The 26,416-nt window shown below is 69.1% G+C and carries 17 protein-coding genes; 8 read left to right on the top strand and 9 right to left on the bottom strand.

The genetic code is table 11. The features are described 5' to 3' along the window. Positions 1–33 precede the first annotated feature (33 nt). The 4 genes from ACTXPP_RS02885 to ACTXPP_RS02870 all read left to right on the top strand — a co-directional run bounded on the left by ACTXPP_RS02885 (position 34) and on the right by ACTXPP_RS02870 (position 11,123). Entirely contained in the window at positions 34–9,477 is a 9,444-nt protein-coding gene (locus ACTXPP_RS02885; RefSeq protein ID WP_443340811.1) for a fatty acid synthase subunit beta domain-containing protein, read from the top strand. Next, positions 9,474–10,037, top strand: a complete 564-nt coding sequence (locus tag ACTXPP_RS02880) for a holo-ACP synthase (RefSeq protein ID WP_443340809.1) — start codon at positions 9,474–9,476, stop codon at positions 10,035–10,037. The genes ACTXPP_RS02885 and ACTXPP_RS02880 overlap by 4 nt, the downstream gene beginning before the upstream one ends. 513 nt (positions 10,038–10,550) lie before the next feature. Continuing rightward, positions 10,551–10,805 (top strand): hypothetical protein, encoded by a 255-nt coding sequence (locus ACTXPP_RS02875; protein ID WP_301520484.1) that lies wholly within the window; start codon positions 10,551–10,553, stop codon positions 10,803–10,805. 99 nt (positions 10,806–10,904) lie between these two features. Next, positions 10,905–11,123, top strand: a complete 219-nt coding sequence (locus ACTXPP_RS02870; protein ID WP_301497070.1) for a hypothetical protein — start codon at positions 10,905–10,907, stop codon at positions 11,121–11,123. Here the strand turns inward: ACTXPP_RS02870 and ACTXPP_RS02865 are convergent. The 7 genes from ACTXPP_RS02865 to ACTXPP_RS02835 all read right to left on the bottom strand — a co-directional run bounded on the left by ACTXPP_RS02865 (position 11,112) and on the right by ACTXPP_RS02835 (position 20,553). After that, positions 11,112–12,026: a trimeric intracellular cation channel family protein gene (locus tag ACTXPP_RS02865; protein WP_443340806.1), complete on the bottom strand. Its 915-nt coding sequence runs from the start codon at positions 12,024–12,026 to the stop codon at positions 11,112–11,114. The two genes, ACTXPP_RS02870 and ACTXPP_RS02865, sit on opposite strands and share 12 nt — an antisense overlap. A gap of 60 nt (positions 12,027–12,086) precedes the next feature. Then, entirely contained in the window at positions 12,087–12,923 is an 837-nt protein-coding gene (locus ACTXPP_RS02860; RefSeq protein ID WP_301497067.1) for a type 1 glutamine amidotransferase, read from the bottom strand. Next, positions 12,920–14,218 carry a MurT ligase domain-containing protein gene (locus tag ACTXPP_RS02855; protein ID WP_301497065.1) on the bottom strand — a complete coding sequence of 433 codons (1,299 nt, stop codon included), beginning with the start codon at positions 14,216–14,218 and terminating at the stop codon, positions 12,920–12,922. Before ACTXPP_RS02855 ends, ACTXPP_RS02860 begins: the two co-directional genes overlap by 4 nt. 7 nt (positions 14,219–14,225) lie before the next feature. Beyond that, a complete protein-coding gene (locus tag ACTXPP_RS02850) occupies positions 14,226–16,109 on the bottom strand; it encodes a DNA polymerase III subunit epsilon (protein WP_443340804.1) in 1,884 nt (627 codons plus the stop codon). Between the two features lie 66 nt (positions 16,110–16,175). Further along, positions 16,176–17,063: a GDSL-type esterase/lipase family protein gene (locus ACTXPP_RS02845; RefSeq protein ID WP_443340801.1), complete on the bottom strand. Its 888-nt coding sequence runs from the start codon at positions 17,061–17,063 to the stop codon at positions 16,176–16,178. Between the two features lie 407 nt (positions 17,064–17,470). Beyond that, the gene (gene leuA, locus ACTXPP_RS02840; RefSeq protein WP_443340799.1) at positions 17,471–19,318 is read right to left on the bottom strand and encodes a 2-isopropylmalate synthase; all 1,848 of its coding nucleotides are present in this window, start codon (positions 19,316–19,318) and stop codon (positions 17,471–17,473) included. Positions 19,319–19,536: 218 nt separating this feature from the next. Continuing rightward, complete coding sequence (locus ACTXPP_RS02835) at positions 19,537–20,553, bottom strand: AraC family transcriptional regulator (protein ID WP_301497446.1); 1,017 nt, start codon at positions 20,551–20,553, stop codon at positions 19,537–19,539. A gap of 90 nt (positions 20,554–20,643) precedes the next feature. On the opposite strand from ACTXPP_RS02835, the gene ACTXPP_RS02830 reads away from it, so the two are divergent. Genes ACTXPP_RS02830 through ACTXPP_RS02820 form a run of 3 tightly spaced genes read left to right on the top strand, consistent with a single transcriptional unit; the run spans position 20,644 to position 23,851 of the window. Continuing rightward, the gene (locus ACTXPP_RS02830; RefSeq protein ID WP_443340798.1) at positions 20,644–21,942 is read left to right on the top strand and encodes an acyl-CoA dehydrogenase family protein; all 1,299 of its coding nucleotides are present in this window, start codon (positions 20,644–20,646) and stop codon (positions 21,940–21,942) included. Then, a complete protein-coding gene (locus tag ACTXPP_RS02825; RefSeq protein ID WP_443340797.1) occupies positions 21,939–22,691 on the top strand; it encodes an SDR family oxidoreductase in 753 nt (250 codons plus the stop codon). Before ACTXPP_RS02830 ends, ACTXPP_RS02825 begins: the two co-directional genes overlap by 4 nt. Beyond that, entirely contained in the window at positions 22,688–23,851 is a 1,164-nt protein-coding gene (locus tag ACTXPP_RS02820; protein WP_443340795.1) for a phosphotransferase family protein, read from the top strand. The genes ACTXPP_RS02825 and ACTXPP_RS02820 overlap by 4 nt, the downstream gene beginning before the upstream one ends. Before the next feature lie 50 nt (positions 23,852–23,901). Here the strand turns inward: ACTXPP_RS02820 and ACTXPP_RS02815 are convergent, their stop codons facing one another. Continuing rightward, positions 23,902–24,627, bottom strand: coding sequence for a histidine phosphatase family protein (locus tag ACTXPP_RS02815; protein ID WP_443340794.1), 726 nt, complete (start codon positions 24,625–24,627; stop codon positions 23,902–23,904). A 66-nt stretch (positions 24,628–24,693) separates the two neighbouring features. On the opposite strand from ACTXPP_RS02815, the gene ACTXPP_RS02810 reads away from it, so the two are divergent. Then, on the top strand, positions 24,694–26,091 hold the full coding sequence (locus ACTXPP_RS02810) for a putative hexosyltransferase (RefSeq protein WP_443340793.1): 1,398 nt from the start codon (positions 24,694–24,696) through the stop codon (positions 26,089–26,091). Between the two features lie 35 nt (positions 26,092–26,126). Here the strand turns inward: ACTXPP_RS02810 and ACTXPP_RS02805 are convergent. Continuing rightward, the coding region (locus ACTXPP_RS02805) for a DMT family transporter (RefSeq protein ID WP_443340792.1) at positions 26,127–26,416 on the bottom strand (290 nt) is incomplete at its 5' end.

Here is a 26,416-nt window from a genome sequence, read left to right as displayed (position 1 = left end):
GTACCCAGCACAGCCACAGAGAAAAAGGACATCATGACTGACTCACACTCCAGTTTCCTCGCCCGACTGACCGGCGACGACAACGAGGGCATCGCCCTGCTTTTCGGCGGTCAGGCCACCCCGTGGCGCGCCGCGGCCGCCCAGGTCGCCGAGGACCCGACCCTTGCCGCCGAACTCCGTGACCTGATCAGTGCGTCGGACGCACTGCTGGCACCGGTCGCCGCCTCCGTCACCGCCGCGTCCGCCGGCCCGGTCACCCTCGAGCGTCTCGCCGGTACCGACGGAACCGCCGCCACCGGCCCGGTGTCCGCCGCCCTGTCGGTGCCCGGCATCACCGCCGTCCAGTTCGCCCAGGTCTCCGCGCTGCGCAGCGCCGGCTTCGATGCCGCTGCCGCCGTCGCCGCCGGCCGTGCCGTCGCCCTGGGCCACTCCCAGGGTGCGCTCGGTGCCGCCCTGGTCAGCAACGGCGCCGACAGTGCCGCACGCATCTTCACCACCGCCCGCCTCATCGGCGCCGCAGCTGCCCGCGTGACCCGCGCCCAGGGTTTCGCCGTCGACGAGACCACCCCGATGCTCTCGGTGCGTGGCCTGCAGCGCGTCCACCTCGACGCCCTCATCGCCGAGACCGGCGTGAACGTCCAGGTCGCCATCCGCAACGGCCACCGCCGCTTCATCCTCTCCGGAACCCCGGAGGACCTGGGTGTCGTCGAGCAGACCGTCCTGCAGCTGGGGGAGAAGGATGCCGCCGAGCTCGCCGCGAAGACCCGCGGCGGTGCACCGCTGGCACCGGCCACCGAATACCTCGAGGTCACCGTCCCCTTCCACCACACCTCCATGGAGCCCGCGGTCGCCCAGACCGTCGCATGGGCCGAGGCCTGTGGCCTGAACACCGACGGAGCCGCCGAGAAGCTTGCCCGTGCGGTGCTCACCGACCACGTCGACTGGGTCGACCAGATCACCGAGGCTCGCGCAACCGGTGCCACCTGGTTCCTGGACCTGGGCCCCGGCGAGGTCGTGTCCCGCCTGTCCGACGACCTCATCGAGGGCTCCGGTGCCGGCATCGTCTCCCTCGGTTCCTTGGAGCAGATCGACGAGCTCGCCGCACCGGGGTCGAACGACCCGGGACCGGCCCGCACCGTCGACTGGTCCAGCTTCGCCCCGCGTCTGCTCGATCTGCCGACCGGCCCGTCGGTGGAGACCAAGTTCTCCCGCCTGACCGGACGGTCCCCCGTGCTGCTCGCCGGCATGACCCCGACCACCGTGGACCCGGAGATCGTCGCCGCCGCAGCCAACGCCGGCTACTGGGCCGAGATGGCCGGTGGTGGCCAGGTCACCGCCGAGGTCTTCGACGCCAACCTCACCAAGCTCAAGGGTCTGCTCGATCCGGGCCGTGCGGTGCAGTTCAACGCCATGTTCATGGACCGCTACCTGTGGAACCTCCACTTCGGCGGCCAGCGCGTGGTCTCCAAGGCCCGCGAGTCCGGTGCCCCGCTGGACGGTGTCGTCATCTCCGCCGGCATCCCCGAGCCGGACGAGGCACCCGAGGTCATCGGCGCCCTGCGCGACTCCGGTTTCTCCTACATCGCCCTGAAGCCGGGCACGGTCAACCAGATCCGTTCCGGCCTGGCCATCGCCCGCCAGATTCAGGACACCGGTGCCTCCATCATCCTGCAGGTCGAGGACGGCCACGCCGGTGGCCACCACTCCTGGGAGAACCTGGACGACCTGCTGACCGCCACCTACGCCGAGATCCGTCGCCAGCCGAATGTCGTGCTGACCGTCGGTGGTGGCATCGGTGCGCCCGAGCGTGCCGCCGACTACCTCTCCGGTGACTGGTCGGTCGCCCTCGGCCTGCCCTCCATGCCGGTCGACGGTGTGCTGGTCGGTACCGCGGCAATGACCGCGAAGGAGGCCAAGACCACCGACGAGATCAAGCAGCTGCTGGTCGACACCCCCGGTGTCGCCGACGCCTCCGGCGTGGCCCACACCGCCCCCAACGGCGGCTGGATCGCCCCGGGTGAGTCCGCCGGTGGCGCGACCTCCGGCCTGTCCCACCTGCGCGCCGACATCCACGAGATCGACAACTCCGCGGCCAAGTGCATGCGCCTGATCCAGGAGGTCGGGGGCTCCCTCGAGGCCGTCAACGCCCGCCGTGACGAGATCATCGAGGCGATGAACAAGACCGCCAAGCCCTACTTCGGTGAGCTGGAGCAGATGACCTACGCCCAGGTCGTCCGCCGCTTCGCCGAGCTGAGCTTCCCGTGGGCCGACCCGTCCTGGCTGAAGCGTTTCCAGGAGCTGCTGCAGCGCGTCGAGGCCCGTCTGGCCGTCGCCGAGCACGGCCCGGTGGAGACACTCTTCCCGACCGTCGACTCCGCCGAGGACCCCGAGGCCGCCGTGGCGACCCTGGTCGGGGCCTACCCGTCCGCCGAGGTCGACACCCTGACCCCGCTGGACGCCGCCTGGTTCATCGCCCTGTGCCGCAAGTACCCCAAGCCGATGGGCTTCGTCCCCGCCATCGACGAGGACCTGCTCGCCTGGTGGGGCAAGGACTGCCTCTGGCAGGCCCAGGACGACCGCTACACCGCCGACCAGGTGCGCATCATCCCCGGTCCGGTGTCCGTCTCCGGCATCACCACCGTCAATGAGCCGGTCGCCGACCTGCTCGGCCGCTTCGAGGCCGCCTGCCGCGACCGTGTCGCCAGCTCCAGCTCCGCCAGCGACGGCAAGGCGACCGGCCGTCACGCCATCCAGGAGTGGTCGGACAGCAACGCCGCGTCCACCCCCACGAAGGCCGTGGCGCGTCTGGCCGATGCGACCGACATCACCGCCTACCTGCAGGCCGTGCCCTACATCTCCTGGACCGGGCACCTGATGGACAACCCGGCCCACGTCATCGACGCCGACAGCTACGAGCTGGTCGTCACCAACGACGGTTCCGACGGCAACCCCGTCACCGTCACCGTCGACCTGCACCTCGACACCCTGTGGGACAACACCGCCGCCGGTTCCGGCGACTCCCAGGTCCACGCCGTGCGCCGTCTGCCGGTGCCGCTGATCCTCGACGACTCGATCTCCACCGGCGCCCTGCCGGTCGTCGACGAGTCCCGCCTGCCGGACACCATGTACGGCCTGCTCGCCGGTACCGCCGGTGTCGGCAATGTCTCGGTCACCGGCGACGACATCACCGGCATGCCCACCAAGATCGAGGGCTCCGAGACTGATGCTGATGGGGCGGCACCCTTCGGCCGGTTCTCCTACACCTACACCCTCACTGACACCCTCGGTGCCGAGCACGCCGCCGTCACCGGCGACGGCCTCGGTGACCTGGCCAGCGCCGGTGGCGGCGCCCACCGCGCCACCATCGTTCCGGACGCCCTGCTGGGCACCTGCTGGCCGGCCATCTACGCCGCCCTGGGATCGGCCATGGTCAACGACTACCCCGTGATCGAGGGCCTGCTCAACGCCGTGCACCTCGACCACAGTGCCGCCCTCGAGGTCCCGGCCGAGGACATCGCCACCGGCGAGATCACCATCACCAGCTGGGCCGCCGGCATCCAGGAGTCCTCGTCCGGACGCGTCGTCACCGTGCACCACGAGATGCACGACGCCGATGGTGTCTACCTCGGTGTGCAGACCGAGCGCTTCGCCATCCGTGGCCGCGCCTTCGGCACCACCCCGCCGGCCGAGCCGGCCATCGCCGGTGGCATCGCCGCGGCGTCTAACGGTGGCATCACCGACACCCCGCGCTCCACGCTGCTGCGTACCCACGTGCATGCACCGCACGAGATGACCCCGTTCGCCTGGGTCTCCGGTGACTTCAACCCGATCCACACGTCGCATGTCGCTGCACGTGTCGCCGGGCTGCAGGCTCCGCTGGTGCACGGCATGTGGCTCTCGGCCACCGCCCAGCACGCCGCCTCCGCAGCCGGCTCCGGCCACCAGATCCTCGGCTGGACCTACCGCATGTTCGGCCTGGTGCAGCTCGACGACCTGGTGGACATCCAGGTCGAGCGCGTCGGCCGTGTCGCCGGTGGCGGACTGCTGCTGGAGGTGACCTGCCGCGTCAACGACGAGCTGGTCTCCCAGGGCACCGCGGTCACAGCCGCCCCGACCACTGCCTACGTCTACCCGGGCCAGGGCATCCAGGCCAAGGGCATGGGCCTCGACGAGCGCGCGGCCTCCAAGGCCACCGCCGCCGTCTGGGAGCGGGCCGACGCCCACACCCGTGCCGCCCTGGACTTCTCCATCCTCACCGTGGTCCGGGACAACCCGACCTCGCTGACCGCCAACGGCGTCACCTACCACCACCCGGACGGTGTGCTGTACCTGACCCAGTTCACCCAGGTCGCCCTGGCCACCCTGGCCCTGGCGCAGACCGCCCGCCTGCGTGAGGCCGACGCCCTGGTCGCCGACGCCTACTACGCCGGCCACTCCCTCGGTGAGTACACCGCCCTGTCGGCCTACGCCGGCACGATCGAGCTGGAGACCGTGCTGGAGGTCGTCTTCCACCGCGGCTCCACCATGCACCACCTCATCCCGCGTGATGAGCAGGGTCGCTCCGACTACCGGATGGGTGCACTGCGCCCCAACCAGTTCGGTGTCGACGACGAGCACGTCGTGGAGTACGTCAACTCCATCGCCGAGGCCTCCGGTGAGTTCCTCGAGATCGTGAACTTCAACCTCGCCGGCGAGCAGTACTCCGTCGCCGGTACCGTCGCCGGCCTGGCCGCCCTCGAGGAGGACGCCAAGAAGCGCACCGCCGAGGCCGGCGGCAAGGGCTCCTTCATGATGGTCCCGGGCATCGACGTGCCCTTCCACTCCCGCGTGCTGCACCCGGGTGTGCCGGACTTCCGCGAGAAGCTGGACGGTCTGCTGCCCGCGCGGATCAACTACGAGATCCTCGTCGGACGCTACATCCCGAACCTGGTCGCCCGCCCCTTCGAGCTGACATCTGAGTTCGTCGAGTCCATCCTCGAGATCGTTCCCTCCGAGCCGGCCCAGAGCCTGCTCGACGGGTGGGACGACCGTACCAACGACGAGGCCGGACGCGCCGAGGTCGCCCGCACCCTGTTCATCGAGCTGCTGTGCTGGCAGTTCGCCTCCCCGGTCCGCTGGATCGAGACCCAGGACCTGCTCCTGGCCACCGACCGCCTCGACGTCGAGGAGCTCATCGAGGTCGGCCTCGGTGCCTCACCGACGCTGGCGAACCTGGCGACCAAGACCCTCAAGCTGCCGCGCTTCACCGGTGCTGACGTCGCCGTGCGCAACGTCCAGCGCGACGAGAAGCTGGTGTACCACACCGACGTGCAGACCATCGAGGCTCCGGTCGTCGAGAGCGCCGGCAGTGCTGCCCCCGAGGCAGGATCGGTGCCCACCGGCGACGCCGCCGCGTCCGCCCACCCGGACGCCTCCGCACCGTCCTCCTCGGTGCCGGAGCCGGTCGTCACCCCGATCAACGAGGTGTCCGCGGCACCCGCCGCCGTCGCCCCGGCCGGTTCGGTCGAGCGTCCTGCCGACCTGCCCTACAAGGCCTCCGACGCCATCAAGACGCTGCTGGCCTACGCCAACAAGCTGCGTCCGGAGCAGATCGGTGGTGCCGACACCACCGGCACGCTGACCAACGGTGTCTCCTCGCGGCTGAACCAGCTGCTCATGGACATCTCCGCCGAGCTGGGCCTGTCCAGCGTGGAAGGTGCCGCCGAAGCCGACGTCACCACCCTGTCGGCCACCGTCGACGCCGCCGCCCACAACTACGCCGCCTTCGGGCCGGTGCTGGGCGAGGCCGTCAAGGACCGCCTGCGCAAGCTCTTCGGTGCCGCCGGTGCCAAGGCCAGCGCCATCGCCGACCGCGTCACCGGCACCTGGGAGCTCGGCCCCGGCTGGGTCGACCACGCCACCGCGCAGATCCTGCTCGGTTCCCGCGACGGTGCCTCCGCCCGCGGCGGCGACCTGTCCACCCTGCCGACCGCCGCCACCTCGATGAACGACGTCAACGCGATCATCGACGAGGCCGTCACCCAGGCCGGTGCCGCCCACGGCATCCCGGTCGCCAAGCCCACCGCCGGCGGCTCCGGCGGCGGCGCGGTGGACTCCGCCGCCCTCGACGCCCTGGCCTCCGAGGTCACCGGCGAGGAGGGTGTGCTGGCCAGCCTGGCCCGCCACCTGCTCCACGACCTCAACCTCGACGTCCCGGAGTCGGCTGTGCTGTCCGACCCGGAGGCCGAGGAGACCGCCGCGATCCTGCAGTCGGTCAGTGAGGAGCTCGGCCCGAACTGGCCGAAGCTGGTGACCCCCACCTTCGACGCCCGCCGCGCGGTGCTCGTCGACGACCGCTGGGCCACCGCCCGTGAGGACATCGCCCGCCTGGCCGCCGGCGACGAGGTCGCCGAGACCGCGTCCTTCCGCGGCACCGGTGAGACCGTCGCCAAGCACGCCGAGTACCAGGCAGGACGCGCTGACGCAGCCGGGGACACCTCCCTCACGGAGCGCTTCCGCAGCATTGCCGCAGACGCACGCTCCACCGAGACCGGCACCTTCGCCGGCCAGGTGGCCGTGGCCACCGGTGTGACCCCGGCATCCATCGCCGGCGGAGTCGTCGGTGACCTGCTGGCCCAGGGGGCGACCGTGGTCATGACCGCCTCCCGGATCAGCCCGTCCCGCCTGGCCTACGTCAAGCAGCTCTACCGCGAGCGTGCGGCCGCTGAGGCGAAGATCTGGCTGGTGCCGGCGAACCTGTCGTCCTACCGCGACATCGACGCCCTGGTCGACTGGATCGGCAACGAGCAGACCGAGACCGTCGGCTCCGACCAGAAGCTGATCAAGCCCGCCCTGGTGCCCGACCTCTTCCTGCCGTTCGCCGCCCCGACCGTCTCCGGCACCGTCGAGGACGCCGGCGGAAACGCCGAGACCCAGGCCCGCCTGCTGCTGTGGAGCGTGGAGCGGTCCTTCACCGCCCTGTCCCGCATCGGCCATGAGGCCAACCTGGCCCACCGCCTGCACGTCGTGCTGCCCGGCTCCCCGAACCGCGGCACCTTCGGTGGCGACGGTGCCTACGGTGAGACCAAGGCCGCCTTCGACGCCATCTGCAACAAGTGGTCCAATGAGCCCTGGGGTGAGCGCGTCACCATCGCCCACCCGCGGATTGGCTGGGTCGCCGGTACCGGGCTGATGGGCGGCAACGACCCGCTGGTCGACGCCGCCGTCGAGGCAGGCGTCCGCGTGTGGACCCCGGCCGACATCTCCGGTGAGCTTGTCCGCCTGTGCAGCTCCGAGATACGCGCCGCTGCGGCCGTCGGCCCGGTCGACGCCGACCTCACCGGTGGTCTGGACAAGATCAACCTCACCGAGCTGCGCGAGCAGGCCATCGCCGACGGCGCCTTCGAGCAGGTCGCTGCGTCCGACGCTGCCGACGGTGCCGGTGCGGCCGCCGCCCCGGTGACCGTCAACGCGCTGCCCTCCCCGGTGCGTGCCGTCCAGCCGACCGGCGCCGACTTCGGTGCTGCTGCCGGTGCTGCTGCTGATGCCGACAACGCTGGCTGGGGCGAGGTCACCCAGGACCTCGACGACATGATCGTCGTCGTCGGTCTCGGTGAGATCAGCGCCTGGGGTTCCGGACGCACCCGCTTCGAGGCCGAGTACGGCATCCAGGCCGACGGTTCCGTCGACCTGACCGCCGCCGGTGTCCTCGAGCTGGCCTGGATGACCGGCCTGCTGACCTGGAAGGACACCCCGGTCGCCGGCTGGTACGACGCCAAGGGCGAGATCGTGCCCGAGGAGGAGATCTTCACCCGCTACCGCGATGAGGTCGCCGCCCGCGCCGGTGTCCGTACCTTCGTCGACGATGTCGCACTGGAGGACCTGACCACCCCGCAGGAGGTCGAGATCTTCCTCGACCGTGAGATCACCTTCGCCGTGGACTCCGCCGAGGATGCCGCGTCCTTCGTCGACTCGGACCCGACCTTCACCCGCGCCAACCTCAACGAGGAGACCGGCGAGTGGAGCGTCACCCGCCTGCCGGGTGCCCGTACCCGCGTGCCGCGTCGGGCCACCCTGGCCCGCAAGGTCGGCGGCCAGTTCCCGACCGACTTCGACCCGGCCCGCTGGGGCGTGCCGGCCTCGATGATCGAGGCCGTGGACCGCATCGCCATCTGGAACCTCGTCACCGCGGTGGACGCCTACCTCTCGGCAGGCTTCACCCCGGCCGAGATCCTGCAGGCCGTGCACCCGTCGGACATCGCCATGACCCAGGGCACCGGCTTCGGTGGCATGACCTCGATGCGCAAGCTCTTCGTCGACCGCTTCCTGGAGGAGGACATCCCGTCCGACATCCTGCAGGAGACCCTGCCGAACGTCGTCGCCGCGCACACCATGCAGTCCTACGTCGGCGGTTACGGCTCGATGATCCACCCGGTCGGCGCCTGTGCGACCGCCGCGGTGAGCGTCGAGGAGGGTGTCGACAAGATCAAGCTGCACAAGGCCGACTTCGTCGTCGCCGGTGCCACCGACGACATCAACGTCGAGTCGATCAGCGGCTTCGCGTCGATGAACGCCACCGCTGACTCCGACGCGATGGCGGCCAAGGGCCTCAACGAGCGCTTCTACTCCCGTGCCAACGACCGTCGCCGCGGCGGCTTCGTCGAGGCGCAGGGTGGCGGCACCATCCTGCTGGCCCGCGGCTCCGTCGCGGTCCGCCTCGGCCTGCCGGTGCAGTCCGTGGTCGGCTACGCCTCGTCCTTCGCCGACGGTGCGCACACCTCCATCCCGGCCCCGGGACAGGGTGCGCTGGCGGCCGGACGCGGCGGCGTGGACTCGCGCCTGTCCCGCGACCTGGCGACGCTCGGCGTGAGCGCCGACGACATCGCCGTGGTCTCCAAGCACGACACCTCCACCAACGCCAACGACCCGAACGAGTCGCGCCTGCACACCCGCCTGGCGGCCGCCATGGGTCGAACCGAGGGCAACCCGATGTACGTCGTCTCCCAGAAGACGCTCACCGGACACGCCAAGGGTGGAGCCGCCGTGTTCCAGACCGCCGGGCTGGGCGACATGTTCCGCACCTCACGGATCCCGGCGAACCGCTCGCTGGACTGTGTCGACCCGGAGATGGCGTCCGCGCCGAACCTGGTGTGGCTGCGCGAGCCACTGCAGCTCAACCGCACGGTGAAGGCAGGTCTCCTGACCTCGCTGGGCTTCGGCCACGTGTCCGCGCTGCTGGCACTTGTCCACCCGGAGGCCTTCCGCGTGGCGGTGGAGAACCAGCTCGGTGCAGAGGCTGCCGAGGCGTGGGTCGCGCGTGCGTCCGACCGCCTGCGTGCCGGCGTGCGCCGTCGCGAGGCCGGCATGCTCGGCCACCGCGCCCTGTTCGAGGAGATCGAGCACCGTCGCTTCGCCGACGACGTCGACATCGACGTCGCCGAGCCGGACATGCTGCTCAACCCGGACGCCCGCGCCGGTGAGGACGGACTGCTGCGGTGACTGACCCGGTGAACGGCGCGGTAAACGGCGCGGCGTCCGACCCGGCGTCCGACCCGGCGCCCAACCCAGTGTCGGGCGGTGCGTCTGCACGTGGTCGGCAGACACCTGTCGACCCGGTGCCGCGTGGCTTCGTGCTGGGTGTGGGTGTCGACGTGGTCGACATCCCCTCGTTCACCGAGCAGCTCGACCTGCCGGGCTCGAAGTTCGCGGCGTCCTTCAGCGGGGCCGAGCGGCGCGAGTGCGCCCGACTGGCGAAGACCAGCGGGAACCTTGCGCAGCACCTGGCGGCCCGGTGGGCGGCGAAGGAGGCCTTCTACAAGGCCTGGACGCTGGCCGATGCCGGGGACGAGATCCCCGGGGCGCGGATGGACTGGGCGCAGATCGAGGTGGTCAAGGACCGCTGGGGTCGGCCGTACATCCGGCTGCACGAGCCGCTGGCGTCCATCGTGAACGGTGCGCTGGCCGCGCGGTTCGGCACCGGTGCCGCAGTGTGGCAGCTGAGCCTGTCGCACGACGGTCCGGTCGCCCAGGCCTTCGTGGTCGGGGAGTGGCGGGTGTAACGTCCGCCTGACCCGGTACCGTCCGGTGCCGACCGGTGCCGACCGGAACTCCGAACCCCGGGAGAGGAAAAGTCCTCTCCCGGGGTTCTCCCGTTCCCGGAGCTGGCCGGGCGGAGGGAAGCATTGCAAAATCGTCGTTTCGTTGGCAATGAAAGGGCCAATCTGTCACGGTTCGGTCCGCGGGACGCCGGCGAGGGACACGATGATCTGCTTCTCCGCCCACTTTTCGATGATCAAGTGGCAGCAGAACGTCCGAAAGGGGGCGCAAACGCAGATCCGGGAGGGCGGACACTCCGCGGATGGGGATGATGAGGGGAAAGTGAAGGGAGGGGATGGGACGGGGAAGAGAGGACAGGAGGGGCATGGCGGCACATGGAACGTGCATCTGACGTCACGGCGACTGCCAGCGACTCCGTACCAGGACGCAACACCGTTCCCACGCCCCGCCGAGGTCCGCCCGGCAGACTCCGGTGGTGTCATCGCCAGACACCGAGAGACACCGGAAGGACACAGATGGACAACAACGAAGACAGGGAGGGACGTCCGGGGCTGAGGCACCGGTTCCGTAGCGTCCTGAAGAAGAGGGGCGACTCATCGCAGGGCGGGCGCGCCGGACGCACCGGACGGACAGAGCACCCAGAACGCCTCGACGCGGACGGTGCGGCGGGTGAACGGGACCAGGCCACGCGGTTCGAGATCGTCGCGATGGTCCAGCGGCGTGCCGTCCGCGCCGGGTTTCCCGGAGCCCGTGCTGCGTATGGCGTCTGACCCACCGGCGCACCGTACTCCTTGACCGGGAAACTCCTGGTCCGATGGTAAAATCCCCGGTTGATCAGACGATACGAGGGAGACGCCAGTGAGCAACACATGGGGACAACCGCCGGCGGCGCCGGGCCCGACCCCGGAACCGTGGTGCTGGATCCGGGGACGTGCGCGTCGTTGCGGTCCGAGGTCGACGGGGCGCAGGTCTACGCCGTCGTTGTCGACTACGGCCAGGATGTCAGCGGCCTGTGCGCCGCCGAAGCAGCCGGCGGTGGCTATTCGCGTGTGCTGGACAACCAGGCGTCCTACCGCTCACCCTGCTGACGGGGGAGTCGCGCCACCGGGCGCGCTGTCGTCGGGACGCCCGGTCCCGTCTGCGCCGCCGGTCGGGCGGTCGGCGTTGTCGGTGCTGTCGGACCCATAGGTGCCCGCAGTGCCTTCAGCGTCCTCAGCGACCTCAATCTCCTCGACAATCTTGTCGGCGCGACGTCGACGCAGTCGCAACCGCTGCCGGCTCATGTCGCGCGCCAGGGTCATCGGCTGACGGAGCTTGCGCTGCGCGGCCCACGACAGATCCTGCGTGCCCGGCAGTACCCAACCCCGCCAGTAGGCGGCGATCATCACTCCGGCACCGATGCACGGAGCGACGACCAGCCCCACCAGGATCAGCGGGAAGTCCCCGGTCACACCGGTCTTCTGCACCTCGTCCAGGGCGACCATGATCGCCGCGGTCAGTGCCGCCGGGGTGGCATACAACGTCGCTCCGCCGAAGATCGCCGGGACCGACCCGGTCATCACGTCACGGATCATGCCACCGCCGACCACGGTCAGCACCCCGAGGAACAGCGCCGACGACCACGGCAGGCCACTGGCCAGGGCTTTCGATGAACCCACCGCAGCCCAGACGCCCAGCACCACCGCGTCACCATGGACCCGCAGCACTTCCCAGCTGCGCGAGTTCATGTGGATCAAAAGCGACACCAGCGCGCCGAGCAACGCCATGCCGAAGTAGCGCGGGTCCTGCATCGCCGCAGGTGGGCCGTTGTCGATGAGCAGGTCACGGATCATGCCGCCACCGAGGGCCGTGATGATCGCGAGGAAGACCACCCCGATGACGTCGAGATTGCGGGACCGGGCGATCATCGCGCCGATCATCCCGTAGAGGACAACCCCGATCAGGTCGAGTATGTCGTAGACCGCGCGGACTGAAGGATCGACGAAATCCACGGTGGGCCCCTATCCGTGCCTAACCCTGCTCAACCCTGCTCAACCGTGCTCAACCGTGACTCATCGCGTCCGGCCGGTCACCGCGAGACGCTCCGAGCGCAACTGCTTCACCTCGGCGTCGAGCTGTTCGGCGAACTGCCCCTGCATGTCGGGGAGCTGGTCGACGGTGGTGTCCATCGCCGCGGCCAGCAGGGTGTCCGCCAGCTGCGGGTTCCGCGCGAGCACCGGACCGTGCATGTAGGTCGCCACCAGCGAGCCCTGCACGGCACCCTCGAAGTAGACCTCCTTGGCTGCCCGGTCGTGGCCCAGACCGCCGGACAGTGCACCGTGGGCGTCGGTGTTGCCCACGCCTTCGGTCACGTAGCCCAGGGGGGCGGCGTCGGGGCCGAGCAGGGTCGCGCCCTGGTGGTTGGCGAAGCCGGTCAGCGGCTCGGTCAGCACACCGGCACCGGCCAGCGATCCGGGGGTCAGCCCGAAGCCCTTGAGGTTCGGGTCGGAGTGCAACTCACCGATGGTGCGCTCTTGCAGGGAGGACGTCGTGGCGTCCAACAGGCCCAGCCCGTCGACGGTGCGTCCGGCGGCGTTGAAGGAGTTACCGAATACCTGCAGGCCCGCACAGATGGCCAGGACGGGGTGTCCGGCGGTGACGGCGCGGGTCATCGCACCGTCGGCGATGAGGTGCTCGGCGGCGAGGGTCTGGGCGACGTCCTCGCCACCGCCGACGGTGTAGACGTCGAGGGTCTCGGGCACGCCGTCGTCGAGGGTGATGCGGTGGATCTCGGCGGTGATGCCGCGCATCCGGGCGCGCTGGCGCAGGACGAGGGCATTGCCGTCGTCACCATAGGTGCCCAGGACGTCCGGCAGGACGAGGCCGATGTTCAGGGTGGCGTCGTTCACTTGTCGTTCTCCTTCGGGGCGGCATTCGAGGAGGCCTTCTGCAGCTCCCGGGCCAGGTTCTTGCGCAGGTCGCGGAAGGCGGTGTAGTTCGCCAGCACCTCGACCCGCCCGGGTGGGCAGGCCCGCAGAGCGGCGATGGTGTCGGGCACGGTGTGGTGGTCCACGGCGGCGTAACCGAGTCGGACGGCCAGGTCGGCACTGCGCTCACCGGCGGCGACGACGGTGAGGTCGTCGAAGTCCTCGAAGGTGACGTCCCACAGCCAGGACAGGTCGGTGCCGTCGGCGACCTGGCCGTTGACGGCGATGACCAGGCCGTCGGCGGAGCGGTCGACCATCGACAGCGCCTCCTGCCAGCCGGCCGGGTTCTTGGCCAGCAACAGGTGGATCTCGCGTCCCTCGAAGGTGACGGTGGAGTAGCGTCCGGCGACGTCGTCGACCCGCTCGGCGGCGGCGAGCGCCTGGTTCTCGTCCACGCCGAGTGCCACGGCGGCGGCGATGGCCTGGGTGGCGTTGCCACGGTTGGCGTTGCCCGGTAGCTTCAGGGTCATGGGCAGCTGTTCGCCGTCAGGGGTGGTCAGGCCCTCGGCGTCAATGGTCCAGGTGGGGGTCGGGCGGCGGAACTCACGGCCGTCGGGCAGTTTCTTCACGGCGTACCAGTCGGGGGTGCCGTCGGCGTTCTCGGTGCGCACCACCGCGCCACCGGTGCGCGGGCAGGACGTCGAATCCCCGGTGAAGCCGACCCCGGCGGAGACCCACACGACGTTCGGGCAGTCCCAGGCCACGGAGGTGACCTGGACGTCGTCGCAGTTGGCGATGATGGTCATGTCGGGACGCTTGGCCACCGCGGCGCGCAGTACCTGCTCGATCTTGTTGATCTCGCCGACGCGGTCGAGTTGGTCGCGGGACAGGTTGAGCAGCACCAGGACGGAGGCGTCGAGCTTCTCGGCGATGGCCGGGACGTGCAGTTCGTCGACTTCGAGCACGATGCGGTCGGCGTGACGGCCGGCCAGCAGGGCGGAGATGACTCCGGCGTCCATGTTGTCGCCGCCCTCGTTGGTGGCGACAGTGCCCAGGGAGCGGGTCGCTTCGGCGAGCATCCGGGTGGTGGTGGATTTGCCGTTGGTCCCGGTGACGATGACACAGGGGCGGGATCCGCCGAGCTGTTCCATCAGTTTCGGGTCGAGGAAGTTGGCGACCATGCCGCCGATCATCCCGCCGGAGCCCCGGCCGGTCTTCCTGGAGACCCAGGTCGCCAGGTCGGCGGCGCGGATGGCCACTGTGGTCATCAGTCCCATGTGTGGATTACCCCTGATTCTGGTTGGTGTGGTGGTTCTTCCCGGAGCCGCGACGGCGACGGCGCCGGCTTGACGAGGACGGGTTGGACGTTGCGTTCTGGCCCTGGCCCGACTTCTGGCCCGACTTCTGGCCGGAACCCTGACCCTGCTGGCCCTGCTTCTGGCCTGACTTCTGGCCGGGCCCCTGACCCTGCTGGCCCTGCTGGCCCTGCTGGCCCTCCTTGGGACGGCCACCGCCGGAGCGCTGCCGGTTCCGGCCGCCGCCACCGCCGCCACCGCCGTTGCCACCGTTGCCGCCGCCGTTTCCGGAGCCATTCCCGCCGCGCTTGCGCTTGCGGTTCCGGTTGCCCTGCTGCGGCGGCGGAATCCGTGGTGTCGCCGGACGTGCCTCGGGCCCGCGGACCTCCGTGGAGCCGGGGGCCACATCGGCGAGGGCCTCGAGGAACTCCTCGTCGGTGTACAGCGGGATGTTCTTACGCTCGCCGTGCATCGCCTTGCCACGCAGCGGGTGGTTGGCATTGCAGACCACCAGCGACGAGGTGCGGTTGAGCTTCTCGCTATAGACCAGACCGGCGCGCATTGCCGCGCTGATCAGCACATCCGGGTCGGTGCCGACATCGGGGCTGACCACGACCTCCATCCCCTCGACGAACTTGCCGTCCTGCGGGGTGCCGGGGTTGCCGAAGGGACGCGGGGAGGACGTGGCGTCCACCCGGATGGTGCTGCGCTGCAGTCCGAACCGGTCGGCGGTGAGATCAGCGGGGTCGATGACCGACAGCCCACCCGGCTCATTGTCCGCGTGCCCCTCCGCGAGACCGCGCTGGGTGGTGTACAGCGGGAAGAGGAGCCGGTTGTCGGCGAGCAGGAGGTCGTCGGCGATGAGGTCGGCGCGCTCGTTGCTGGCCTGGGCGCCGACCTGCGGCAGGGCGTCCTGCGGAAGGCTGAGCCCGTGGTCGCGGACGTGCTCGGCGGCGATGCTGCGCAGCCGTGGATCCTCGCTGGTGGATGCCTGACGCCGGGCGGTGCCGAGGGTGTCGATGATCGAGGCAGGTACCGGCACGGCGATCTTCTTCGGCTTGCGCTGCCCACGCCGGCGTCCGCGAGAGTTGCCGCGCTGGGTGCCGCGGTTGGAGGCACGCTGGGCGCGCCGGTACTCGTACTGCAGGAACCCCCAGGTCAGTGCGGCGTTGTGGCAGATCAGCGTCCGGCCCTCGATGAGGTCGAACAGCAGCGGTGCGATGGTGGCGAAGCCGGGGGCCTGGCCCAGGTCCGCGTGGGAGTAGCCGTGAAGGTGCCAGGGGCCGGGGTCCTCGCCGGGGTTGACCTGCTGGACGATGCCGGTGACGGTGTTGGCTGCGGGATCCCCGCCGTGTGTCGAGCGGGGGTCGGCGGAGGCCGGACGGTTACCGTCGATGCTCACCCGCCCGCCGTCGGCGGTGTGCAGGGTGGCGGCGAAGGCCACCAGGCGGGAGGTCGAGGGGTGGATGCCGGACGTGGCGACGGTGATCTCCACGAACGGTGCGTCCTGCGCCGACGGCAGGGTGCCGTGGAAGGTCTTGGGCAGGGTACGGCCCCGGCCGTTGGACAGGCGACCGTTATCGCTGGTGCCGGGGACGTCAACGGTGTCGGTGGCGTCGGCGGCACTGTCTGCAGAGACGTCCGAGCCGGTGTCGTGATCCTGGTCAGCCTGGGTATCCGCCTGGCGGGACGCGGCCAGCGACTCGGCACGCTCGCGGGTCTGCTGGGACGGCGGTGCGGCCCGGCGGTGGACCTGGCGGCGCCGACGGCGCCGGGAGCTGGGAGAGGTTCCGGAATCCGGGTTTGCTGCTCCCTGTGCGTCGGACGGGGTGTCGCCCGAGGGGTCGGGAGAGCTGGAGCCGGAGGAAGTCATGGAGCCATCATACTTTCCGCGGCGCAACCCGCCTAAGCGACATGAGGGGACGGTCCCGACCCCGGATCAGAGGCGACCGGCGACGGTGTTCGCCACGTACTGTGAGCCTGCGTCCGAGGGGTGGAAGGCCATGTTGTAGTCCGGGGTGGTGGTGTCGATGATCCCTGCGACATACCGGGCCTGGTCGGGGGCACAGGTGTCATGTCCGCGGGCGCAGTCCATGATCTCCACGAAATCGGCGCCCATCTCCGCGGCAGCTGACCGTTGGTTGTCGCGGTTCCAGTTCTCGACATCACGCAGCACCGGTACCGGCGCGCCCAGGGGGAAGTCCGGAACGACGTTGAGTGCACAGAATGTGGTGTTCGCCCGGTCGACGGTGGGCAGGGAACCGGTCATCACGATGTGAGCGTCGGGGGCGTGCGAGCGGATCCGGTCGGCGACGGTGCGCATGTTCGCCGTGAAGTCCCGGGCGACGGCGGGCGGATCGAACAAGGCGAGATTCTGGTTGTCTACGGCACCGAAGCTGCCGAAGTCGTTGAGTCCGGTGGAGATGACCACGGTCGAGTCATTGTGGACCGCACCTGAGCGGATGGCATGGTTGACGCGTCCCACCAGAGAACCGGAGGTCTGCGCGGTGCAGGACCAGTCGTCGACGTGGCGTCCGGTGGCGTGGGCGAGCTTGCGTGGCCAGTTGTTGGGGGCCTGCAGGCAGCCGGCGGTGGCCGGGTAGTCCCGGGCCCACTCGCCGAGTTCGCCGCCGGCACCGCGGAACGTGTTCCTGACCTGGTCGGGGTTCGAGGTGAAAGAACCCCCGAAGGTCACGATGTTTCCGCTGGGGGCGGCGCTGGCTGTCGGTGTGTCTGCCATGGGGGACAGGGAGCCTCCGACGACGAGAGCGGCGGTGAGCAGTCCGGCGGACGTGAGGATACGGGGGATATCGGGCAGATAGCCCATGATCAGGTGCCTCGTCTTGGGGGTGAAACGTCTCTCAGCCCACCCTATGACCGCGGTCTGCCCTCGGTCCACACAGGCGCTCGACCAATCAGTGGCATGATGGTTCAGCTGTTATCTCAATCCAGGTAAAGGTGTGTTTTTGTCGGCCATCCCCGGTGCTCTCCTCTGGCATATCCGGGGGTGGTGAGGGGGAGGAATCCTGTTGTCTTTCCATGTGAGTTGCGGGCGTGTTCCTCCGGGTCCACTAATCCATGTTTCCGTGCCACGGATCGAGCAGAAAGTGGACTTGGAGGAACACCGCAGGGCCCGGGACGACAAGCGGCGACAGCAAGCGGACAGCAAAACAGGGAGGCACGGTGGTGCCTCCCTGTGACCGGTTCAGGACGCTGCGTCCTGAATGGTGCGTCCTACACGCCGCCGGCCAGGACGGAGGCCTCGTTGGTGTAGGCCCGGTTGACCGCGGAAGTCATCGCCTTCAGCGAGGCGTAGGTGATGGAGCTGGCGATGCCGACACCCCAGACCTTCTGGCCGTTGACCTCGGCCAGGGTGTAGGCGGCGGCCTCGGCGTCATCACCGGCGGTGCGGGCGTGCTGGGAGTACTCCTGCACCTCGAAGTCCACGCCGAGCGCCTCCAGCGCCTGGGCGTATGCGGCCAGCGGGCCATTGCCACGACCCTGGATGGTCTTGTGCTCGCCCTGCCACTCGATCTCCGCGGTGACCTTGGTCTCCGAGCCCTCGGTCTGCGGACCGTCGACGGTCACCGAGATCTGCTCCAGCGGGGTGGCGCGGTCCAGGTACTCGCCGGTGAAGATGTCCCACATGGCCTTGGAGTTGACCTCGCCGCCCTCGGAGTCGGTGACGGCCTGGACGACGGCGGAGAACTCGACCTGCATCGGACGCGGCATGTCCACACCGTGGTCGGTCTTCATGATGTAGGCCACGCCGCCCTTGCCGGACTGCGAGTTCACCCGGATCACGGCCTCGTAGCTACGACCGATGTCCTTCGGGTCGATGGGCAGGTAGGGGACCTCCCAGATGATCTTGGCGAACTCCTCGTCGCTGATCTCGTTGGCGTGCGCGCCCGGGTGCGCCTCATCGGCCATGTAGTCCATGCCCTTGTTGATGGCGTCCTGGTGGGAGCCGGAGAACGCGGTGAAGACCAGGTCGCCGCCATAGGGGGCGCGCTCGTGGACCTCCAGCTGGTTGCAGTACTCCACCGTGCGGCGGATCTCCTCGATGTCGGAGAAGTCGATCTGCGGGTCCACACCCTGGGTGAACATGTTCAGCCCCAGGGTGACCAGGTCGACGTTGCCGGTGCGCTCGCCGTTGCCGAACAGGCAGCCCTCGATGCGGTCCGCGCCGGCCATGTAGCCCAGCTCGGCGGTGGCCACGCCGGTGCCACGGTCGTTGTGCGGGTGCAGGGACAGCAGCACCGAGTCACGGCGGGAGATGTTGCGGTGCATCCACTCGATGGTGTCGGCGTAGACGTTCGGGGTGATCATCTCGACGGTGGACGGCAGGTTGATGATCATGGGGTTGTCCGGGTTCGGGTCCATGATCTCGATGACCTCGTCACAGACCTCCTTGGCGAACTCCACCTCGGTGCCGGTGTAGGACTCCGGGGAGTACTCCCAACGCCAGTTGGTGTCCGGGTAGTCGACGGCGATCTCCTTGATCAGGTGCGCGGCGTCGGTGGCCAGCTGCTTGATCGCCGGCTTGTCCTTCCGGAAGACCACCTTGCGCTGCAGGATCGAGGTGGAGTTGTAGAAGTGCACGATGACGTTCTTCGCGCCCTCGCAGGCTTCGAAGGTGCGGCGGATCAGGTGCTCGCGGGCCTGGACCAGGACCTGGATGGTGACGTCGTCGGGGATCATGTTCTTCTCGATGATCTCGCGGACGAAGTCGAAGTCGGTCTGGGAGGCAGAGGGGAAGCCGACCTCGATCTCCTTGTAGCCCATCTTGACCAGCAGCTCGAACATGCGCCGCTTGCGCTCCGGGCTCATCGGGTCGATCAGGGCCTGGTTGCCGTCACGCAGGTCGACGGCGCACCACTGGGGGGCCTTGTCGATGACCTTGTCGGGCCAGGTGCGGTCGGGCAGCTGGAAGCGCTCGACCTCGGTGAAGTGCGGCTGGTAGCGGTGTACCGGCATCTGGGTCGGACGCTGCTTGTTCCAGCCGGGCTGGCCTTCGGGGATCTCGCCGGCCGGGGTGTCGATCCGGGCGGGGGCGGAGATGAAGGAATCTGCGGGGGTCATGGTGTGCTCCTGTGCTGGTGTGACGCAGGGTATGCGTCTGGTGTGGACGATATTTTCGACACCGACCGGCACGACTCAACTCCGCGACGGGGAGCCGGTCGGCTTTTAGAACCTGACCCCGCCGCGGCAGAGAAGGAGAAGCTGCGCGCGCGAGTTATTCATGTCGACAAGACTAACACGGTGATTCGGGAATGCTGCAACCGGAACTGTGACCGGGGTTACTGGGCGTGGGGGTGCCGGGCGCGGATGTCGCGGGGAGTGGCCTGCCACCACCGGCGTGCATAACGGCTCAACGTGGCCTGGCTGGTGAGGCCGACGGCGTAGGCGATCTGCGTCATGGGGAGCTCGGTGGTCGTCAGCAGGGTGAGGACGCGGTCGCGTCGGACGGTGTCGAGGATGTCCCCGTAGCTCTGACCTGTCTCTGCCGCCAGATGCCGCTGCAGGGAACGCGGTGACATGCCGAGCATCCGCGCGGTGTCGCTGAGGGAGGTCGGGACGGTGCCCAGAGACTGCCGCAGGAAATTCCTGGTTTGGGAGGTCACCTGGGTTCCGGGTGCGTGCTGTTCCCGCAGGTGGGCGAGGGCCAGTGCGTGCGCCACCGGGTCGCGGGCGGCGATCGGCTGCGGGGGCAGGGAACACGGCAGGCGTAGGACGGCGTCCTGTCGTCCCGGGATGACGCGGGCGCCGAAGGCGTCCTCGTAGCGGGTCAACGGTGCCTGCGGTGAGTGGGGCAGGTCCACCCCGCGCAGCCCGTAGCTGGTGCCACCGGCGAGGTAGATGATCGCCCGGTGGAGGAACAGCAGTCCCATGTCCACGCTCTGGGGTGGGACGGTGATGCCGCGGGGGTAGCCGTAGCGGCAGCCGATGACGTCCGGGTCGTCGTAGGGGTCCGGGATCAGGGTGACGCTGAGTCCACGGGCGTGGACGAACATGTATCGTCCGGTGCAGTCCAGAGCCTCGGCGATCGAGGGGGAGTTGCGCAGCGCCAGGGCGACGGGGCCGAGCAGGGTGAGGTCCTGCTTCTCGGCGACGCGCAGACCGAAGTCGACGCAAGCGAGTCGTGTGGCGGCGAGTTCCAGCAGGGAGGCGATCGCCGAGTCACGGACCAGCATCTCGTCGCTGTCGAGGGCTCCGGCGGGCAGGGCGCAGTCGGATGCCAGGTCGTCGGCGTCGCCGCCGAGTTCACTGATTGTCTCCCGGACTCCCCGGAGCCCGGCGGACCGTACCCAAGCCATGGTGGCGACTGTGCCCCGGATGGCGGAAATTATCAAAAGAATGGCGTAATTCATCAAGTGGTATAGCTCACACTCGGTTAGTTTCGGGGCATGGACTTCTCCCCATCACCACGAGCCGCCGAACTCACTGAGGCGGTCACGACATTCATGGCCACCCACATCGACCCCGTCGAAGCCGACTACCACGCCGAGATCGCCGCGCGGCGGGACTCCGGCGACGCCGCGAAGGACCCCTGGCAACCGTTGCCGGTGATGACCGAGCTCCGCGTCAAGGCCAAGGAGGAGGGACTGTGGAACCTCTTCCTGCCGGAAGGACACGAGGGCCCCTACGCCGAACGCTACGGCACCCGTGGCGGCACCGGGTTGTCCAATGTGGACTATGCCCCGGTCGCCGAGGCGATGGGACGCTCCGCCCTGGCCCCCTACATCTTCAACTGTAATGCCCCTGACACCGGAAACGCCGAGGTGCTGTTGAAGTACGGCTCCGCACAGCAGCAGGAGCAATGGCTGGACCCGCTGCTCAGCGGTGAGATCCGCAGCGCCTTCTGCATGACCGAGCCGGGGGTCGCGTCATCCGACGCGACGAATATGGAGCTGACCGCCGTCCGTGACGGGGACGGCAGCGGGGACTACGTCCTCAACGGGCGTAAGTGGTGGTCCACCGGAATCGGACACCCCGACTGCAAGGTGTTGCTGGTCATGGCCCTGACCGACCCGGAGGCCGACCGGCACCGTCGCCACTCGATGATCCTGGTCCCCACCGACACCGAGGGCGTGAAGGTCGAGCGACTGCTCGACACCATGGGCTTCCGCGACGAGCCCTACGGTCACGGCGAAGTCAGCTTCACCGATGTGCGGGTTCCGGCCGAGAACGTCATCGCCGGGCCGGGCCGTGCCGCCGAGATCGCACAGGGGCGTCTCGGCCCGGGCCGGGTGCACCATTGCATGCGGCTGATCGGATTGGCGGAGAAGTCCCTGGAACTGGCCTGCCAGCGTGGTCTGCAGCGCCAGGCCTTCGGTAAGCCACTGGTCGCGCTGGGCGGCAACCGGGAGCGGATCGCCAAGGCACGTATACAGATCGATTCCGCCCGCCTGCTGGTGCTGAACACCGCATGGAAGCTGGATCAGGGCGGGCCGCGCAACGCCCTGTCCGAGGTCGCCCAGATCAAGGCTGCGGTGCCGATCATGGCGCAGGAGGTCATCGACCTCGCCATCCAGCTGCACGGCGGCGGTGGGCTCAGCAGCGACTTCCCGCTTGCCGGGGCGTGGACCTCGGCGCGGGCGCTGCGGCTGGCCGACGGGCCGGATGAGGTGCACCTGGGTACCGTCGCCCGCATCGAACTGGGTAAATACGTGTCGCGCAGTAGCACGAAGGGAGGCAAACGATGACCCGTCAAGGTTCGATCATCATCACCGGCGCCAGTTCCGGGCTCGGTGAGGAGATGGCGCGACAGTTCGCCGCCCTCGGCTACGACCTGGGCCTTGCGGCCCGACGCGTCGAGCGTCTGGAGGAACTGCGCGCCGAGATCACAGCGTCCCACCCCGGGGTCACCGTGGTGACCGCGGCGCTCGACGTCACTGACGGCGAGGCCGTCCACACCGTATTCGCCGAGCTCGACGCGGAACTCGGCGGTATCGACCGGATCATCGCCAACGCCGGTAGCGGCGAGGGTAAAGCGCTGGGCACCGGCGGGTGGACCCGCAACGAGATCACCGCACGCACCAACTTCCTCGGCGTACTCGCCCAGGCCGATGCCGCACTGGAGATCTTCCGCAGGCAGGGCTCCGGCCACCTGGTGGTGATGTCCTCCATGTCGGCACTGCGCGGCATGCGCCGGGCGATGACGACCTACGCCGCCAGCAAGGCGGGCGTGGCCGCCATCGTCGAGGGCGTGCGCGCCGAACAGATCAAGGGGGTGGACGTCTCGACGATCTACCCCGGCTACATCGCCTCGGAGATGAACGCGAACGTCCGCGACAAGACCCCGTACCTGGTCGACACAACAACCGGTGTCACCGCCATCGTGCAGGCCATCGAGAAGCGCCGCATCAAGGCTTACGTGCCAGCCTGGCCGTGGGCGCCACTCGGCGTGGCGATGCGCATCCTGCCGTTGTCCATCGTGAGGAGACTGACATGAGTGAGACATCCGACAGCACCACGACCCCGTCCAGGTCACAGGCCCGCGAGGTCCGTGAGGAGGACGCCTTCGACGTGGAGGCGCTGGCCGACTGGCTGCGCGACAACGCCTCACCGGAGTGGGCCGACTCCATCGACGGCACACCCGAGGTCCGCCAGTTCGCCGGCGGAGCGTCCAACCTCACCTACCTGCTGACCTATTCGCAGGGCACCGAACTGATCCTCCGGCGCCCACCCGGCGGTACGAAGTCGAAGGGCGCGCACAACATGGGGCGCGAGTACCGGATCCAGACCGCACTGCGTTCGCACTTCCCGCCGGTGCCCGCCACCGTCGCCCTGTGCGAGGACGAGAGCGTCATCGGCAGCAGCTTCTATGTCATGGAGCGGATCTCCGGGCCGATTCCGCGCCAGGAGCTTCCCCCGGAAGGCCCCCATTCGGCGGCGGACGTCACGACCCTGTGCGAGAACTTCGTGGATCTGCTGGTCGACCTGCACCGTGTGCCGGTCGACGAGACCGGCCTCGACGACCTCAACAAGGGCGAGGGCTACATCGACCGGCAGGTGGAGGGCTGGGCGAAACGATACACCGCCGCCCGGACACCCAACGTCGGCTCTTTCAGGAAGGTCATGGACTGGCTGCGGATCAATGAACCCGCCGATGTCGGGTCCGTGCTGATCCACAACGACTTCCGGCTGGACAACATCGTCCTGAACCCGGAGGACTCCACCGACCCCATCGCACTGCTGGACTGGGAACTGGCGACCATCGGGGATCCGTTGATGGATCTCGGTGGGGCGCTGGCCTACTGGATCCAGGCCGACGACGACTGGGTGATCCGGCAGTTCCGCCGCCAGCCCACCCATGTGCCCGGAATGTTCACCCGCCACGAGTTCGTCGCCCGCTACGCCTCGCAGACGGGTATCGGGATCACCGATGACCAGTGGGTGTTCTATGAGGTCTTCGGCCTGTTCCGGCTCGCCGCGATCTGCCAGCAGATCTACTACCGCTACTACCACCGCCAGACGACCAACAAGGCCTTCCGCACCTTCGGCATCGCCACGGTGGCGCTGGAGGTCCGGTGCCGTCGCATCATCCGGCGTACCGAACGCCGTCGCCGCAAGGGCGTGCCGCCGACCCCGCTGACTGAAAGGACGCGCTGATGAGCGGACGGTCACGCTAGCCATCCGGTCGGTCCCCGCCCTGCCCCGTCCTAGCCGAGCGTGCGCAGCGGGTGGGAACCGTCGTCCGCCGGCTCGTCCAGGTGCGCGAACTCATTGAGTGACCGCAGCGAGACCTGCGGCCCGTGATCGCTGTCCTTGACCCCCAGGACGGTGACCGAGGCATTGGCGATGGTGCGCAGCAACGTCATCCACGGGGTGCCCGGCAGGGTTTCGGTGGCGCACAGGGAGATGGGGCCACCGGAACTGACGACAACCACCGAGCCCTTCTCCATCGCAACCTGTGCCGCCCGGTCCAGACCGGCCCGCACCGTCTCGCGGAAGGCGGCGAACTCCTCCCCGTCGGACCATTGGGAGATCGCGGCGAGCAGCTGTCGGTTCACCAATGCGGTCTCTGCCGGGGCAAGCTGGCCCTTCCATGCCTGTGCCAACTGTCCCGCACGCTGCGGGTCATCGCGCAGCCAGGGGGCGAGCATGTCGCCGAAGCGGATCTCGCGCCAGGCGTGGTCGATCGTCGGGGGCTCAGACGACAGCTCGGCGGCGATGGCCGCGGCAGTGTCACGCTGCCGGTTGAGCGGACCGTGGATGACCGGGGTGCCGGTCTGCCCGCGCGTCACCAGTGAGCGTCCTGCCACCACCGCCTGGCGTCGACCCAGGTCGCTGAGGTTGTCGTAGTCGTTCTCGAAGTCGCCCTCGTGGGCGTTCGTGAGCGCGTTCTGCCCTGCCTGGCCGTGCCTGACCAGGTAGATCTCTGCCATGGTGTCCCTTTCGTTCCGGCCAGTTTATCTGCTGTGTCCGCTCGGTGGGCGGTAGTCTCGGGAATCGTGACCACAGTGAACACCGCGACTGCCGCCGACCGGTCCGCCGGTTCCCGCACCGGCGGGTCCGTGCTGTCGCGGGCGGTCGTCCCGATCGTCGCGGCGACGACGACGGTCCTGGTCGGAGTGGTGCAGTTGGCCGTGCTCATGGCCTGGGGGTCGCACCGGGACATGGCGATGCGGGACGTCCTGCTGCAGTGGGATTCGCTGTGGATGACGATGATCTCGGAACACGGCTACTCCGGCTTCGTGATGTCCGCCGCCCAGAGTGACCCGGTGCAGTGGGAGTCGGTGGCGTTCTTCCCCGGCTATCCCGTGCTCCTCCGGATCGTCGCCGCGCCCCTGGCAGTCCTGAACGTTCAGGACGCCACCTACCTCGCCGCAGTCATGCTCTCCGGATTATGCGCGGTATTGATGACCTGGGGCGTTGCGCGCCTGGCACTGGGCATGTGGTCACAGAAGTCGTCCCGCCCTGTGTCGGACATCTTCGCCGCCAGCCTCACCGCAGCGGTAGGAGTGCTCGTTGCGGGCGCGCCGATGGGGATCGTCTACTGGATGCCCTACTCCGAGAGCCTGTTCGGGGCGTTGACGGTGTGGGCCCTGGTTTTCCTGCTGCGACAGCGTTATCTGTTGGCCGGCCTTCTCGTCCTGGGCGCTGGCCTGACCCGGCTGACCGCGGTGACCTTGGTGGTGGTGCTGTGCGCGGTGGCGGTGTGCCAGGTCTGGCGGTACTGGCGGTCGCGGCGTTCTGAGGGAGCTGAGGGTGCTGAGGGCCCTGGGCAGGACGCCCCGGCCCCGCGCGTGGTGCTCGCCGCGGTGGCGTCCCCGGTGATCGGCTCGCTCGGTATCGCCGCTTACCTGGGGTGGGCGAACAATGCCGTGTCGGAGATCGGCGGCTACTTCGCCGCCCAGGAACGAGGCTGGGACTCCGGTTTCGACGCCGGGGCGGCAACCCTGCGGTGGGTGGGGGAGCACCTGTTCGGCCCTGTGTCTTCTGGGGCGGCAGGGGAGGAGGCCACCGGTTACGCCATCGCCGGTTGGTCGATGGTCCTGGTCGCGCTGCTGTGCGTGGCCTCGGTGTGGGCACTGGTGGCCCGCTGGATTCCCTGGCCGGTGTGGCTGGTGGCGGTGCTGATCGCCGGGATGGTCCTGGCGTCCGACGGGATCATGCATTCGCGCCCCCGGTTGCTGCTGTTGCCGGTGGTCCTGCTGGCGCTACCGTTCCTGGTGCGCATCGTCGAGGCTGTCCGGGGCCACCTCGTTGCCCCGGAGGGTGGGCCCGGTGCGTCCCGGGTCGTTGGCATCGTCGGCATCGCGGCACTGGTCGTGACCGGTGTGGCGTGGTGCGCCCTGGGCATCTGGGTGTCGGGGGAGATGCTCATCGACTTCCGCTACGCGATCTGACGTCTGCGCCGGGTCAGACCACTGTCAGACCACTGTCAGTCGACACCTTTACGCGACAGCACGACGGTGGAGACCAGCATGACCACCACCACGGCACCCATGATGAGCCACTGGGGCCCCTCGACCTGGAAGCGTTCGCCGAGGATGGCGTAGCCCAGGACGAACGCGACAATCGGCTCCACGACAGTCATCGCCGGCAAGGAGTTCTCCAGTGCCCCGGCGTTGAAGCTCGCCTGCTGCACCAGGGTTCCGAGGATCGCCGCGATAATGAGCCCGTAGATCTCCCAGTGGGAGAACAACCCACCGAGCCCCTCGCGGGTGAACT

Origin of the sequence: Candidatus Corynebacterium faecigallinarum (genome assembly GCF_052264515.1) — a bacterium.
Taxonomy (GTDB): Bacteria; Actinomycetota; Actinomycetes; order Mycobacteriales; family Mycobacteriaceae; genus Corynebacterium; species Corynebacterium faecigallinarum.
This window is presented reverse-complemented; position numbering and strand designations above follow the sequence as displayed.